The organism is Nocardioides sp. P4_G10 (assembly GCF_056401175.1).
Genome location: NZ_JBFUJV010000020.1, coordinates 16,801 through 30,832, shown reverse-complemented (window position 1 = coordinate 30,832; position 14,032 = coordinate 16,801). Strand labels below are relative to the sequence as shown.

At 71.1% G+C, this 14,032-nt stretch carries 12 protein-coding genes; 10 read left to right on the top strand and 2 right to left on the bottom strand.

Features of this window, described 5'->3' with window-relative positions; translation table 11 throughout:
- Positions 1 to 165: 165 nt before the first annotated feature.
- The 9 genes from AC1DP1_RS18195 (at position 166) to AC1DP1_RS18155 (ending at position 9,212) form a co-directional block, all read left to right on the top strand.
- Entirely contained in the window at positions 166 to 1,968 is a 1,803-nt protein-coding gene (locus AC1DP1_RS18195) for an ABC transporter substrate-binding protein (protein WP_477508030.1), read from the top strand.
- A 5-nt stretch (positions 1,969 to 1,973) separates the two neighbouring features.
- On the top strand, positions 1,974 to 3,065 hold the full coding sequence (locus tag AC1DP1_RS18190; protein ID WP_477508029.1) for an ABC transporter ATP-binding protein: 1,092 nt from the start codon (positions 1,974 to 1,976) through the stop codon (positions 3,063 to 3,065).
- Entirely contained in the window at positions 3,062 to 4,129 is a 1,068-nt protein-coding gene (locus AC1DP1_RS18185) for an ABC transporter ATP-binding protein (protein WP_477508028.1), read from the top strand. The genes AC1DP1_RS18190 and AC1DP1_RS18185 overlap by 4 nt, the downstream gene beginning before the upstream one ends.
- Positions 4,126 to 5,082, top strand: coding sequence for an ABC transporter permease (locus tag AC1DP1_RS18180; RefSeq protein ID WP_477508027.1), 957 nt, complete (start codon positions 4,126 to 4,128; stop codon positions 5,080 to 5,082). The genes AC1DP1_RS18185 and AC1DP1_RS18180 overlap by 4 nt, the downstream gene beginning before the upstream one ends.
- Before the next feature lie 6 nt (positions 5,083 to 5,088).
- On the top strand, positions 5,089 to 6,048 hold the full coding sequence (locus tag AC1DP1_RS18175; RefSeq protein ID WP_477508026.1) for an ABC transporter permease: 960 nt from the start codon (positions 5,089 to 5,091) through the stop codon (positions 6,046 to 6,048).
- Positions 6,049 to 6,101: 53 nt separating this feature from the next.
- The gene (locus AC1DP1_RS18170; RefSeq protein WP_457188831.1) at positions 6,102 to 6,758 is read left to right on the top strand and encodes a Type 1 glutamine amidotransferase-like domain-containing protein; all 657 of its coding nucleotides are present in this window, start codon (positions 6,102 to 6,104) and stop codon (positions 6,756 to 6,758) included.
- Entirely contained in the window at positions 6,755 to 7,807 is a 1,053-nt protein-coding gene (locus AC1DP1_RS18165) for an alanine racemase (protein ID WP_477508025.1), read from the top strand. The genes AC1DP1_RS18170 and AC1DP1_RS18165 overlap by 4 nt, the downstream gene beginning before the upstream one ends.
- A gap of 90 nt (positions 7,808 to 7,897) precedes the next feature.
- On the top strand, positions 7,898 to 8,509 hold the full coding sequence (locus tag AC1DP1_RS18160) for a sulfite oxidase-like oxidoreductase (protein ID WP_477508024.1): 612 nt from the start codon (positions 7,898 to 7,900) through the stop codon (positions 8,507 to 8,509).
- Positions 8,499 to 9,212: an FAD-binding oxidoreductase gene (locus tag AC1DP1_RS18155; protein WP_477508023.1), complete on the top strand. Its 714-nt coding sequence runs from the start codon at positions 8,499 to 8,501 to the stop codon at positions 9,210 to 9,212. The genes AC1DP1_RS18160 and AC1DP1_RS18155 overlap by 11 nt, the downstream gene beginning before the upstream one ends.
- A gap of 236 nt (positions 9,213 to 9,448) precedes the next feature.
- Here the strand turns inward: AC1DP1_RS18155 and AC1DP1_RS18150 are convergent, their stop codons facing one another.
- Together AC1DP1_RS18150 and AC1DP1_RS18145 are read right to left on the bottom strand one after the other, a co-directional pair.
- Positions 9,449 to 10,543: a hypothetical protein gene (locus tag AC1DP1_RS18150; protein ID WP_477508022.1), complete on the bottom strand. Its 1,095-nt coding sequence runs from the start codon at positions 10,541 to 10,543 to the stop codon at positions 9,449 to 9,451.
- Positions 10,544 to 11,248: 705 nt separating this feature from the next.
- Positions 11,249 to 12,502, bottom strand: coding sequence for a hypothetical protein (locus tag AC1DP1_RS18145; protein ID WP_477508021.1), 1,254 nt, complete (start codon positions 12,500 to 12,502; stop codon positions 11,249 to 11,251).
- A gap of 327 nt (positions 12,503 to 12,829) precedes the next feature.
- On the opposite strand from AC1DP1_RS18145, the gene AC1DP1_RS18140 reads away from it, so the two are divergent.
- Positions 12,830 to 14,023: a cation:proton antiporter gene (locus AC1DP1_RS18140; RefSeq protein ID WP_477508020.1), complete on the top strand. Its 1,194-nt coding sequence runs from the start codon at positions 12,830 to 12,832 to the stop codon at positions 14,021 to 14,023.
- Positions 14,024 to 14,032: the final 9 nt, after the last annotated feature.

The following is a 14,032-nucleotide window of genomic DNA, read 5'->3' as shown; positions in this document are numbered from 1 at the left end:
TTCACATTCGTCACGATCGCGCCACAACCGTCGGCCGACGTGACAGCTCGGTGACGGACCCGTGACATCCGGGCCGCAGGCATGGAAAGGCCCGCGGCTCACGCGTCCAATGGAGACGACTGGTGCTCGGGGCCAGATCGACCTCGCTCTGGTCTGGAGGACCCCATGAAGCCCACCGTCCGTCGCCTGCCCGCCCTGGCGCTCGCCTCCACAGCCCTGCTCCTGCTCTCCGCCTGCGGCGGCTCGGGCGGCTCGTCGGACTCCGGCGGAGGCGGAAGCTCGGGAGAGCCGAGCGCGGGCGGCGTGCTCAACATGCTCGGCACCGGCGACGTCGACTACATGGACCCCAACGTCTCCTACTACAGCGTGGGCTACAGCGCCCTGCGCCTGTGGAGCCGCCAGCTGTTCACCTACTCCGCCGTCAAGGGCCAGACCACGACCGCCGCGCCGGACCTGGCCGAGGAGATCCCGACCACCGACAACGGCGGCATCAGCAAGGACGGCACGACCTACACGATCACCCTCCGCTCGGGCGCGCAGTGGAACACCGACCCGGCTCGGCCGGTCACCGCCGAGGACGTGGTGCGAGGGGTCAAGCGCACGTGCAACCCCGTCCAGCCGTTCGGCGGCATCCCCGACTTCGCCACCCTGATCGAGGGTTACCAGGACTTCTGCGACGGGTTCACGAACGCCGGCCAGACCCCAGAGGCGATCGCCTCCTACATCGACGGCAACGACCTGCCCGGGGTGGTGGCCAAGGACGACAAGACCGTGGTCTTCACGCTCACCCAACCGGCGTCGTACTTCGTCGACATGCTCACCCTGCCGGCCTTCTCCCCCGCACCGGAGGAGGTGCTCAAGTACCTTCCGGGCAGCCAGGACCTCGGCCAGCACCAGGTCTCCGACGGTCCCTACCAGATCGAGTCCTGGAACCCGACCAAGGAGATCGTCTTCACGCGCAACCCGGCCTGGACGGCTGACTCGGACCCCATCCGGAAGGCCTACGTCGACAAGGTGGTGGTCAACGAGACGGTCAGCCAGGAATCGGTGCAGCAGCAGCTCCAGACGGGCAATGCGAGCGCCGACATGGAGTTCGGCACCTTCCCGCCGCCGTCCCAGCTCCCGGGCCTCATCTCGGCGAACGACCCCAACCTCAACCTCGGCGAGACCAACTCCACCAACCCGTACGTCGTGTTCAACACCGTCTCCCCCAACAACGGGGGCGCGCTGAAGAACGCGGAGGTACGTCAGGCCCTGGAGTACGCCATGAACCGGGACAACATCATCCAGGTCCTCGGCGGACCGAAGGTCAACCCCCCGCTCACCCACGTGCTGCCTCCCGGCATCGTCGGCTCGCAGGACCTCGACCTCTACCCCTACGACGTGGCCAAGGCCAAGTCCCTGCTCGCCGATGCGGGCTACTCCGACGGTCTCACGCTGAAGTTCCTCTACCGCAGCTCCTCCGAGGGCGGCACGAAGGCGTTCCAGACCGTCCAGCAGGACCTGTCCGATGCCGGGATCAAGGTCGAGGGCGTCCCGTCGCCCGACGCAGACTTCTACACCAAGTACCTGCAGGAGCCCACTGCCGCGCGCAGCGGGGTGTGGGACGTCTCGCTGGCCGGCTGGGGGCCGGACTGGTTCGGCAACGCGGCCCTGTCGTTCTTCGGTCCGCTGTTCTCCGGCGAGCCGTCGTTCCCGCCCGTCGGCAGCAACTTCGGGTTCTACGACAACCCGGCGACCAACAAGCTGATCGATCAGGCCGCGGCGGCACCCGACGAGTCCACGGCCGCGTCCCTGTGGGCGAAGGCCGATGAGCAGGTGATGAAGGACGCACCGTTCTTCCCCATCACCTCGCCGCTCAACGCGAACTACCACGCCACGCAGGTCAACAACGCGATCTACCTGCCCGCCATCCAGAACTTCGACCCCGCCAACGTCTGGTTGTCCCCGGACATGCAGGGGGGCTGACCTCCATGCGCCTGCTGGAGGTCCAGGACCTGCGCGTCTCGTTCTCGACCGACGACGGCGTCGTCGAGGCGGTCCGCGGAGTCAGCTTCGACCTCGACCGCGGCCACACGCTCGGCATCGTCGGGGAGTCCGGGTCCGGCAAGAGCGTGTCCACGCAGACGATCGCCGGACTCACCCGTGGCGCCACGGTCAGTGGTCACGCCTTCTTCGACGGCGTCGACCTGCTGACCGCCCAGCCCGACGAGCTGCGGCAGATCCGTGGGAAGCGGATCGGGATGATCTTCCAGGACCCGCTCTCCAGCCTCCACCCGCTCTACCGCATCGGCTGGCAGATCCGGGAGATGATCCAGGCACACGACAGCAGCGTGACCCGGCAGCAGGCACGGACCCGGGCCGCCGAGCTGCTGGGACTGGTCGGAATCCCGCACCCCGAGGAACGCCTGGACGACTACCCGCACCAGTTCTCCGGCGGCATGCGCCAGCGGGTCATGATCGCGATGGCGATGGCGCTCAACCCCGACCTCCTCGTCGCCGACGAGCCGACGACGGCGCTCGACGTCACCGTGCAGGCGCAGGTGCTGGCGGTGATGACGCGCCTGCAGCGCGAGTTCGGTACCGCCATCGTGCTCATCACGCACGACCTCGGAGTGGTCGCCGAGGTGGCGGACGACGTGGTGGTCATGCACGCGGGGGTGGTGATGGAGCACGCGCCCCGACGCGAGACCTTCTACCACCACCACAACCCCTACACGGAGGGCCTCTTCGACTCGCTGCCCGCCGTGGGCGCGGGCCGACGCCGGCTGACCCCCATCCGCGGCACCCCACCCAGCGTGATCGAGCTCCCGCCCGGCTGCTCGTTCGCTCCGCGCTGCCCCTACGCCTTCGACCGGTGCTGGGCCGCGGAGCCTCCGCTCGCCCGCGTCTTCGGCGACGTCCACCACTGGTCCGCGTGCTGGCTGCCCGCCGACCTGGTTGCGCGCACCGCGATGCGGGACCGCCTCCGCGCCGAGACCGCCGAGGCCGCCGCGGCCGCCGCGGCCGACGAGACCGTGGAGACGGCCGAGACGGCCGAGGGGGCTGAGGGGGCCGCGTCGTGACCACGTCGACGGCAACACCGCTCCTGGAGGCCCGTGCGGTCTGCAAGGAGTTCCCGGCCGGCGGCACCAGCCTGACGGGACGCGCGACCGGTGTGCTGCACGCCGTCGACCGGGTGGACCTGGAGGTGCTCCCCGGGGAGACCCTCGGCCTCGTCGGCGAGACCGGCTGCGGCAAGTCGACCCTGGCACGCTGCCTGGCCCGGTTGTACGACGTCACCGCGGGCGAGGTGTGGTTCGACGGCCGGGACGTCACGCACCTCTCCCGCCGCGAGATGCGGCCGCTGCGGCGCGACATCCAGGTGATCTTCCAGGACCCCTACGGCTCCCTGAACCCGCGACGGCGGGTCGGCTCGATCATCGGCGACGCCTTCGCGATCCACGCCCTGGAGAAGGGCCCGGCCCGCAAGGCCCGGGTCCAGGAGCTGATGGAGCTGGTAGGGCTCAACCCGGAGCACTACAACCGGTTCCCCGCCGACTTCTCCGGTGGCCAGCGGCAGCGCATCGGGGTGGCCCGTGCGCTGGCGCTCCGTCCTCGCCTGATCATCTGCGACGAGCCGGTGTCCGCGCTCGACGTCTCGATCCAGGCGCAGGTGCTCAACCTGCTCATCGACCTGCAGGACGAGCTGGGGCTCACCTACCTCTTCATCACCCACGACCTGTCCGTCGTGCGTCACGTCAGCGACCGCATCGCTGTGATGTACCTGGGCAGGGTGGTCGAGCAGGGAACGGTGGAGGACCTCTTCGGCGGGGCCCGGCACCCCTACACGAAGGCGCTCCTGGGGGCGCTGCCCGCGCCCGACCCGGACGCGGCCGACAGCCGCGAGCACGTCGTCCTCAGCGGCGACCTGCCATCGGCCGTCGACCCGCCCAGCGGGTGCCACTTCCACCCCCGGTGCCCCAAGGCCCGCGCGGACTGCCGGGAGCAGCAGCCCCCGCTCGAGCCGGTCGAGGGCGACCCGGACGTCCACGTGACCGCGTGCTGGCACCCGCTCGCGCACGGCGAGAGCCTGGGCAGCGCGGTCCCCGGCCTCGAGATCGCGACCCCCGGGGAGGTCGAGCCATGACCGACCCCATCTTGAGCGTCCCGACGATGACCGACACGGTGACCACCGGGCACGTTCCCCGCACCATCGAGGGCCGCGGTCCGTGGAAGCTGGCCTGGCTCCGGCTGAGGAAGGACAAGGTCGCCATCTGGTCCCTGGTGGTGATCGGCCTGCTGGTGCTGGTCGCGATCTTCGCGCCGTTCTTCGCCTGGCTCACCGGGCACCCGCCCAACGTGCAGTACCGGGAGACCGGCCTGACTCCCGACGGCCTGCCCGTCGGTCCGAGCTCGACCTTCTGGTTCGGCACCGACGACCTGGGCCGTGACGTGCTGACCCGGGTGGCCTACGGAGCTCGCGTCTCGCTCGGCGTCGGCGTGCTGGCGACCATGCTGACGGTGATCGTGGGGGTCGTCGTCGGCCTTGCCGCCGGCTTCTTCGGGGGCCTGGTCGACCTGGTCCTCGCGCGGTTGATCGACGTCGTCCTCTCGATCCCGTTCCTGCTGGTGGCCGTCGCACTGGTGTCCATCACCGGCCCGAGCCTGCTGGTGACGATCGTGGTGATCGGCTTCTTCAGCTGGGCCTCGATGGCGCGCATCGTGCGTGGGCAGGTGCTCTCGGTCAAGGAGCGGGAGTACGTCGAGGCTGCGCGCTCGCTGGGTGCCGGGGACCTCCGCATCATGTTCATCGACGTCCTGCCCAACGTGATGGCGCCGATCATCGTCTACACGACCCTGCTGGTGCCGGTGGTGATCGTGGCTCAGGCGACGCTCTCCTTCCTCGGCCTCGGCCTGGAGGCGCCGACCGCGGACTGGGGCGGGATGATCAGCACCGCGCAGCGCTACTACCGGACCGCGTGGTGGTTCATCGCCTTCCCCGGTGGCGCACTCCTGATCACCACCCTGGCGTTCAACCTGTTCGGCGACGGCGTGCGCGACGCGCTCGACCCGCGCGTCGACCGGCTGATCGGGAGGTGAGCCCGGATGGTGAGGTTCCTCATCGTGCGGACGTTGACGGGGCTCCTGGTCCTGTGGCTGATCAGCATGACGGTGTTCGCGCTGTTCTACGTGGTGCCGAGCAACGTCGCGCGCACCCTGGGTGGACGACAGGCCACACCGGAGACCATCGCCGCGATCAACGAACGCCTCGGCCTCGACCAGCCGCTGTGGAAGCAGTACGCCAGCTTCGTCGGCGACGCGCTGCACGGCGACCTCGGCTACGACTACTACCACCAGGTCCCGGTCACCACGATCATCACCCAGGCCGTGCCCGTGACCCTCTCGCTGGCGGTGGGAGCGGCGGTGATCTGGCTGGTGCTGGGCGTCAGCAACGGTGTCGTCTCGGCCACGCACCCCCGCTCGCTGGCAGACCGGGCGTTGACCGCCTTCGCGCTGTTCTTCTACTCGATGCCGTCGTTCCTGCTGGGCCTGGTGCTCCTCTACTTCCTCTACTTCCAGCTCACCAAGGCGGGCTATGCCTGGTTCCCACCCGGCGGGTACGTGCCCGTGAGCCAGGGCATCGGACCGTGGGTCAACCACCTGGTGCTGCCCTGGGCGACCCTTGCGCTGGTGTCGGCAGCTGCCTACACCCGACTCACCCGCGGATCGATGCTCGACGTGCTCAGCGAGGACTACATCAGGACCGCCCGCTCCAAGGGCATCTCCGAGCGACGCGTCACCTACCGGCACGCCCTGCGCAGCGCCCTCACGCCCATCGTGACCCAGTTCGGCATCGACCTGGGCCAGCTCGTCGGCGGCGTCGTGGTCACCGAGACCGTCTTCAGCCTCCCGGGCCTGGGGCAGACCGCCATCGTCGCGATCACCCAGCAGGACCTTCCCGTGATCATCGGGGTCGTCCTGTTCGCCTCGACCGCGGTGGTGGTCGCCAACATCCTCGTCGACCTCACCTACGCGGTGCTCGATCCTCGCGTGCGGATCTCCTGAGGCCGCGCGGGCGTGCCGCGGTCAGCGTCGGACGAGCCTGCGACGATGCGGGGATGAAGCTCCTGCTCACCTCCGGTGGCGTGACCAACGACAGCATCCGAGCGGCCCTGGTCGACCTGCTCGACAAGCCGGTCGAGGAGTCGACCGCGCTGTGCATCCCGACGGCTCAGTGGGGTCATCCGAAGTGTGGGCCGGAGTCGCTGCGACGCTTCGTCACCGACGGGTCGCCGCCGACGATGACCGGCCTCGGTTGGCGGTCCGTCGGGTTCCTCGAGCTGACGGCGCTCCCCACGATCAGCCCCGACCGCTGGGTGCCGTGGGTCCGTGAGGCCGACGTGCTGCTCGTCGACGGCGGCGAGGCGACCTACCTCGCCCACTGGCTGGTCGAGTCGGGGCTCGCCGACCTGCTGCCCGAGCTGACCGACACCGTGTGGGTGGGCGTGAGCGCCGGCAGCATGGTGCTGACCCCGCGCATCGGCGACCTGTTCGTCGAGTGGCGACCCGAGGACGGCGACCGGACGCTCGGCCTCGTCGACTTCTCGCTGTTCCCGCACGTCGGGCTCTTCCCGGGCAACACCCTGGAGGTGGCCGAGCAGTGGGCCGCCGAGCTCGGCAACCCGGCGTATGCCCTCGACGAGCAGTCGGCGGTGCTCGTGGACGGCGACCGGGTCGAGGTCGTCTCCGAGGGCGAGTGGCGACGGTTCGGGTGAGCACGGACCAGCGGCCCACGCCCTACCTCCGGGTCGACGTCGACCGGCTGCGTGCCAACGTGGCCCGCGCGGCCGGGGCCGCCGTTGCCGGTGGTGTCGCACTGCGTCCGCACGCCAAGACCCACAAGTCCGCCGACATCGCCCGCCTGCAGCTGGAGGCCGGCGCCGTCGGACTGACGGTCGCCACCGTCGGCGAGGCCGAGGCCTTCGCCGCCGAGGGCGTGGCGGACCTGTTCATCGCCTACCCGCTGTGGCTGACCGCCGAGCTGGCCGGGCGGCTGCGATCGATCGCGTCGTCAGGCGTACGGCTCGCGATCGGCGTCGACTCCGTCGGCGGGGCCCGCACCGCCGCCGCCCTCCTGGCCGGCTCGGGGCTGGAGGTGCTGGTCGAGGTCGACTGCGGCCACCACCGCAGCGGCGTCGAGCCGTCGTCGGCCGGGCAGGTCGCGCTCGCCGCCGGCGACCTCCCCGTGCGGGGCGTCTACACCTTCCCCGGACACTCCTACTCCCCCGACGCCCGGGCCGTCGCGGCCCGCGACGAAGGCGTCGCCCTCGCGGCCGCGCGGGCCTCCGTCACCGCGGCCGGGATCGAGATCGAGGTCGTCAGCGGCGGGTCGACGCCCTCGCTCGAGCACGCCGACACCGCGGTCCTGACCGAGGTCCGGCCCGGCGTCTACGTCTTCGGCGACGCCCAGCAGTGGGAGCTCGGCTCCGCGACGCCCGACCAGGTCGCGCTCACGGCGGTGGCCACGGTCGTGAGCCACGCTGGCGGCCGCGCCGTCCTGGACGCCGGGTCCAAGGTGCTGGGCGCCGACCGGGCGCCCTACGCCTCGGGGTCCGGTCGGCTCCTCGAGCACCCCGAGGCCCGGATCGTGCAGCTGTCCGAGCACCACGCGGTCGTGGAGCTGCCGGGCCGTCTCCCGCGGCTCGGCAGGCGGGTGCTCGTCGTGCCCAACCACTGCTGCAGCGCGGTCAACCTCGCCGACGAGCTGTGGCCCACCACCGGGAGCGCCCCCTGGCCGGTCACCGCCCGCGGCCGCAACGGCTGAGCCGTCCTCGACTTCCTGCGTGCGGTCCATGCCCGGTCCACGGCAGACTGGCCCCGTCCGCCTGAGCAGCGAGCCACCAGGAGCAGAGTCATGCCTGTCACCCGAGGATTCCACCGCCGCCGCCCCGAGCCCGAGCGCGGTCGGCTCCCACCCGGGCAGTACGACACGGGCTCGTCGTGGCCGGTGCTGAGCGCCGAGGCGACGCCCCACCAGCCCGAGGAGTCGTGGACGTTCAGCATCGACGGCCTCGTCGAGTCGCCGCACACGTGGACCTGGCAGGAGCTGCACGCCCTCCCCGGCTCGACCTACTTCGGTGACATCCACTGCGTGACCACGTGGTCCAAGCTCGACACCACCTTCAGCGGCGTCAGCGTCGACGACCTGCTCGCGGTCGCCGAGCCGGACACCTCGGCGGCGTACGTCATGGCGCACTCGGTGACGGGCTACACCACCAACCTGCCGCTGGCGGACGTCACCGGCGGTCGCGCGTGGGTGGTGTGGAGCTTCGACGGCAAGCCGCTCCCCCGCCAGCACGGTGGTCCGCTCCGGCTGCTGGTGCCGCACCTGTACTTCTGGAAGTCGGCCAAGTGGCTCTCGCGCCTCGAGCTGATGACCGATGACCGGCCGGGCTTCTGGGAGCAGAACGGCTACCACGACCGCGGCGACCCGTGGCGCGAGCAGCGCTACCAGGGTGACGACTGACGTGGCCCCGGCCCCCATGGCGGCCTGGAGCGACGGCCGCATCATCGAGAAGGACCAGCCGACCACGAACACGGTCCGGCTGCGGCTGCACGTGGACGACCGGCCCCACCACCTGCCCGGCCAGCACTACATCCTCAGGCTGCGCGCGCCCGACGGCTACACCGCCCAGCGCTCGTACTCCCTGGCCTCCGACAGCGACGACCCGCTGCTGGAGCTGCTGATCGAGCGGCAGCCGGACGGGGAGGTGTCGGAGTTCCTCGCCGACGTCGCCGAGGTCGGTGACGTGCTCGAGCTGCGCGGACCGATCGGCCGCTGGTTCGTCTGGGACACGAAGTCCCGTGTCCTGTGCCTCGTCGGCGGCACCGGGGTCGTGCCTGCTGTCGCCATGGCCCGCACGGCACGCCGGCTCGGGCGCACCGACCTGCTGCGCGTCGCCGCGATGGGCCGCACGCCCGACGAGCTCGCCTACGCCCGCGAGCTCGAGCGCTACGGAGCGACGCTCGCGTTCACGCGCGCCGACGTCGGCGGCCGGCCGGCCGGGCCGTTCACGACCGCGGAGCTGGCGCCGCTGCTGGAGGGCGTCGACCTCGGCTACGTCTGCGGCTCGGCGCGCTTCGCGTCGTACGCCGAGGAGCTGCTCGTCGCGTGCGGGCTCGACCCCGCGGCCATCCGCGTCGAGCGTTTCGGCCCGACGGGCGACTGAGGCCGCCGGCCCCGCTGCGAGATCAGCGGCGGGCCCGGGTGCTCAGGATGTGAGCACCCGGGCCGCCACCAGGCAGTCCATCCCCCCGGATCGAACGCCTGGGTCCACGGTACAGCCCGGGGGGCTGTGCAAGACAGGGAACAGCGGCGCGACCTCGATCCGGGGGGAAATGGTCGCGCCGCTGCCCTCTTCCCTTCAGCGCCGTGAAGGCCGAGCGTGTTACGGGTCGGGCGCGGTCAGGGGGTCAGGGGCTCGCCGGAGTCCCAGGTGTTGCCCGACCACTGGTTGCCGGCGGCGCTGGCCTGGAACGACGTGACCGGGCCGTAGACACCGCACCGGCGGTTGGTGCCGCGCTCGAAGACGTTGCCGATGAACCGGATTCCGGTGGCGATCGGGTACCGCTTGCTGGGGCTGTAGCCGCCGTACGCGCAGTACGAGATCGACGAGGCGTTGGCCTTCAGCAGGTTCCGCTCCACGAGCACGTCGGAGACGGGACCGAAGTCGCCGAACAGCGACACGTCGGCGGTGCACCCGCCGTCCGTGCTGTTCAGGATCGAGTCGCAGTGCAGGGTGTTGTGCCGGAGCACCATGCCGCTGCCGCCGTTCGTGAGGAAGGCGTTGGTGTGGAACGCCCCACCGTCCGGGTTGTACTGGCCGTGGAGCCAGGAGTCCACGATGGTGCAGCTGTCCTCGCAGTGCGCCGAGTGCTGGCCGCCGGTGATCTCGACGCGGGTGGCCGTGATGTTCGACCCCCACAGCGCGCCGTCGGACCACGCGCCCGCCACGACGTCGCTGTCGCTGATGTCGAGGCTCTGGCCGTTTCCGGTGACCTCGATGCGGGGCACGCGGCTGTTGCGGACGGTCAGCGCGAACGGGTGGTAGGCCAACAGCTCGCCGCACTTCGCCCGGACGTCCTTGCCGTCGATCTCCGCAGAGGAGCCGTTGGACTCCCGGAAGATGCACGGACCGGTGTAGGGCTCGAGGGTCACGCCGGCCGGGACGCCGGTGGTCGCGGCGTTGGGGAAGTCACCCGCAGGCGTCGGGGTGGGCGTGGGTGTGGGGGTCGGCGTGGGKGTGGGGGTCGGCGTGGGCGTCGGGGTGGGCGTCGGCGTGGGTGTGGGGGTCGGCGTCGGCGTCGGGGTCGGGGTCGGCGTCGGCTGGTCGTTCTCGAGCGCGGTCACCCGTTGCTCGAGCGCCGTGACGCGGCTCTCGAGCGTGGGAGCGTCCGGGCCCGAGCTCGGGGCGGACTGGGCGCTGACGGCAATGGCGAGCGTGGCGATGCATCCGAGGGCGAGCCCGGCGGGCCCGTATCGGCGAAGGTGGTCGTTCATGGGGGTTCCCTTCAGGGGGCGGTGTGGCGCTGGACGTCACGTGGCCGTACGTCGCTCGCGACGGGATCCGCGCAGGTGCGCGGGGAGCCGGTAGCGGGCGCGGGCGAGGGCCACGGACGACGCGGCGGGCGGCGCGCGGGCGCGGAGGGCAGCCGTGCAGGGTCGTGGTGAGCCACGTCGGCTGCGGTGGGCGGCAGGCCGGGTGACGGGCCGCCGGCCGAGGGGGTGTCGCATGATGCGCTCTGTCCGATGAGGGATCCCCCGACCTGTCGCCGTACCCCGTCCGATCGGGTCCATGCGTGCGGGCTCGCGACATGGGGCACGGCGGCGATCGCCTTGACCGACTCGGAGACCGCTTGCTTCGCGTGGTCGTCTGTCAGCTTGCCCGTCGACACGTCGAAGACGATCGGGTTGACGCCGTTCTGCGGCGGGGGGCAGCGTTCCTCCACGAGGTCCTTGGTCGCCTCCCTGTCCGTGCCGGCCAGGGAGTGGCGGGCGCACCACGAGCCCAGCGAGCGCAGGCAGGGCAAGCCACGTCCCGAGGATCCGAGGTCACCCGAAAGAGAGCAAGGGGGCGGGATCGATATCCCCGATCTGGGGTGGGTGTTCACGGGTCCGGACCCGCGTGGTCTCGACTACGCGTGCCTCCGTCGGGAAGTCTTCATCCCGGGCGCCAGGGGTGACGAGGTCGCGCCGGCGCCGCCCCTAGCCGGCATCGACCGGGACCGAGTCTCCCTCTGGTGGCGCGGCCACGCGGGCGGCCTTGCCGGCGCCCACGAGGACCTGGAGCACGGACAGGCCCACGACCACGGCCGCGAGGGACCACCAGAACCGCTCCATGGTGATCTGGTTGCCCCAGGCCAGGGCCAGCACGCCCACAAGGACGACGACGACGCGCAGCCACCCCTGGTTGCTCCCCACCCAGCGCCCCGCTGTCCCCAGGTGGTCGCCTCCCATCCGGTCTCCGAGACTCTCGAGTCCCGAGCCCAGGGACGTGCGAAGTGCGGTGCCGTACCGGTTGGTGCCGGCGAAGCACCCTGCGACGACGAGCAGGAGCCCGAGCGCGAGCAGGACGCCCTGCCCACGCTCGAGGTAGGAGAGCAGGGTGTCGTAGAAGACCTTGCTCGCGGGGCCGAAGACCGTGCCCGATAGCTGGTTGACGAACAGCTGGCGCCCGATCGAGAGGCACAGGGCCAGCAGGACGGCATTGGCGGCGAGCACGGCGCCGATCAGCACGCCCATCCGCGGGCGACGGTGGGCCAGCACGAATGCGAGGAGGTAGAGCACCGCGACGACCGGGAGCATCCAGATGGCCACCGGATTGCCGAAGGCGTAGATCGTGCGGAGCTGCTCGAGCGCACCGGACTCCACCAGCACGATCTGCCGGTCGGTGTCGGGGATCGGGACGTTCTCGACCAAGGTCAGTCCGCGAGCGACGAGCCGCTCCTTCACCTTCTTGATGACCTCGTCGACATCGAGGACGAGCTGGTCGCCCTGGACCGTGACGGCTCCCGTCCCCTCACCTGTCAGGACGCGCTGCAGTGCCTGCTGTGCTCGGATGTTGACCTGCAGCCAGAGCTCGGCGAACTCGTCCGAGGCGATGAAGGCGCGGACCTCCCGCTCCACGAGGCTGTTGATCGCTGCCGAGAGGGGCCCGACCAGCTGCTCCAGTCGCGGCCGCTCGGTGATCACGCCCTCGAAGACGTTGTTGAGGACGGCCTCGATGTCGACCTGCTTCTCGATGGCGGCGGTCACCTTGGTGGCGATGGCGTCCTGCACCTCGGGCGAGTCGATCAACGGGTCCACGGTCGCGACGTACCGCTCGGTGTCGTTCAGGGTGCGTTGGCCCCAGTACGCGACCCCCGCGGGCGTGGTCAGGAGCCCGGCCAGCACCAGGCAGAGGACCGCCGCGATCGAGCGGCCCCGAGACGGCCTCCCGGGGGCAGGCAGCGTCTCCATCGGCGTGGTGGGTGTGTTCGGTGGCGAGAGTTGCGACATGGCTTCTCCGTCGAGAGGGCGGAAGGGCTCGACCGTGGCCGAGCCGCCTCGGACTCGAACGTAGATCGACGTCCGCGCCGATCACCTCCCCCGAGCCGGGTGAGGAAGGAGCCGGGTGAGGTCGGCGCGTCGAGGCGTGCCTCACCCTCGGCGGAGGATGCCGACGCCCCGCGCGGTCGGCGACGATCGGTCACCTCGGCGTCTCCGCGGTGCATGCCTGGCGCGAGGTGTCCTGGCCTCCGGCGGGACGCCGGCACCAGCCGGTCGTGGGTGTCGAGAGGTGGGCGGATGGACGTCGAGACAGAGCTGCAGGCGCTGCTGGTCGTGTCCGTCGTCGCCGTCGCCGCGCCCTTCGTCAGCGCGTTCCTCGCGCGACTGCTGGTTCCGCAGGTGGTGGTGCTGATCGCGGGCGGCGTGCTGATCGGACCGCAGGTCGGCGGGCTGGCGCAGCCGGAGTCCGTGGAGCTGGTCGCCAACGTCGGGCTGGGCTTCCTGTTCCTGCTCGCCGGCTACGAGCTGGAGCTCGGCCACTTCCGCGAGCGGTCCGGACGACTCGCCCTCGCCGGCTGGGCGGTCAGCGCGGTGCTCTCGATCGGCGTGACCGGGGCGCTGGCGGCCGCCGGCCTGGTGAACGCCTTCGTGCCCGTCGCGCTGGCTCTCACCACGACCGCGCTGGGCACACTGCTGCCCATCCTGCGCGACAACGACATGCTGGACGGTCCCCTGGGCCGGTTCATCATGCCTGCAGGCGCCGTGGGCGAGTTCCTGCCCATTGCCGGCATCGCGATCTTCCTCGGCTCGCAGGGTCGCCTGGTCGGTCTGTTCTCCCTCCTGGCGATGTGCGCGGTCGCGCTGGGTCTCGCGTGGCTGCCACGGCTGGCTCGGCTGCCCCGGATCGAGGCGATCTCCCGCAAGGGCGAGCACGCGACGTCGCAGATCACGCTCCGGCTCACCCTGATGCTCCTCTTCGGCCTGCTCGTGCTCGCCAGCGACGCCGGGCTCGACGTGGTGCTCGGCGCGTTCCTCGCCGGCGTGATCCTGCGCCGTTGGGCGCCGGGCGACGTGGCGGCCCTGGAGGACAAGCTGGACGCCGTCGGGTACGGGTTCTTCATCCCCGTCTTCTTCGTCTCCTCCGGCATGAGCCTGGACCTGGACTCGATCCGGGAGGCTCCGTTGCGGCTGGTCGCCTTCTTCGTGCTGCTGCTGGCGGTGCGTGGACTTCCCTCGTTCGTCCTCTACCGCCGCGACCTCGACGTGCGACGACGCGCCCAGATGATGCTGCTCACCGCGACCTCGCTCCCCCTGCTGGTGGCGCTCTCCACGGTGGGTCTGAGCACCGGAGAGATGCTCCCGGAGAACGCCGCGGCACTCATCGGCGCCGGCGTCCTGTCGGTGATGTTCTTCCCGGGCCTCGCCGTCGCCCTCGACCGCGGCGCGCCACGGCCACACCGCGCCGAGGAAGAGCCGTCGGACCAGCGCTGAAGCAGCGTG

What these genes read in the sequence shown, in the direction of transcription:
- AC1DP1_RS18195 (WP_477508030.1), top strand. Translation starts at nt 166, where the DNA reads ATGAAGCCCACCGTCCGTCGCCTGCCCGCCCTGGCGCTCGCCTCCACA.
- AC1DP1_RS18190 (WP_477508029.1), top strand. Translation starts at nt 1,974, where the DNA reads ATGCGCCTGCTGGAGGTCCAGGACCTGCGCGTCTCGTTCTCGACCGAC.
- AC1DP1_RS18180 (WP_477508027.1), top strand. Translation starts at nt 4,126, where the DNA reads ATGACCGACCCCATCTTGAGCGTCCCGACGATGACCGACACGGTGACC.
- AC1DP1_RS18175 (WP_477508026.1), top strand. Translation starts at nt 5,089, where the DNA reads ATGGTGAGGTTCCTCATCGTGCGGACGTTGACGGGGCTCCTGGTCCTG.
- AC1DP1_RS18170 (WP_457188831.1), top strand. Translation starts at nt 6,102, where the DNA reads ATGAAGCTCCTGCTCACCTCCGGTGGCGTGACCAACGACAGCATCCGA.
- AC1DP1_RS18160 (WP_477508024.1), top strand. Translation starts at nt 7,898, where the DNA reads ATGCCTGTCACCCGAGGATTCCACCGCCGCCGCCCCGAGCCCGAGCGC.
- AC1DP1_RS18145 (WP_477508021.1), bottom strand. Translation starts at nt 12,502, where the DNA reads ATGGAGACGCTGCCTGCCCCCGGGAGGCCGTCTCGGGGCCGCTCGATC.
- AC1DP1_RS18140 (WP_477508020.1), top strand. Translation starts at nt 12,830, where the DNA reads ATGGACGTCGAGACAGAGCTGCAGGCGCTGCTGGTCGTGTCCGTCGTC.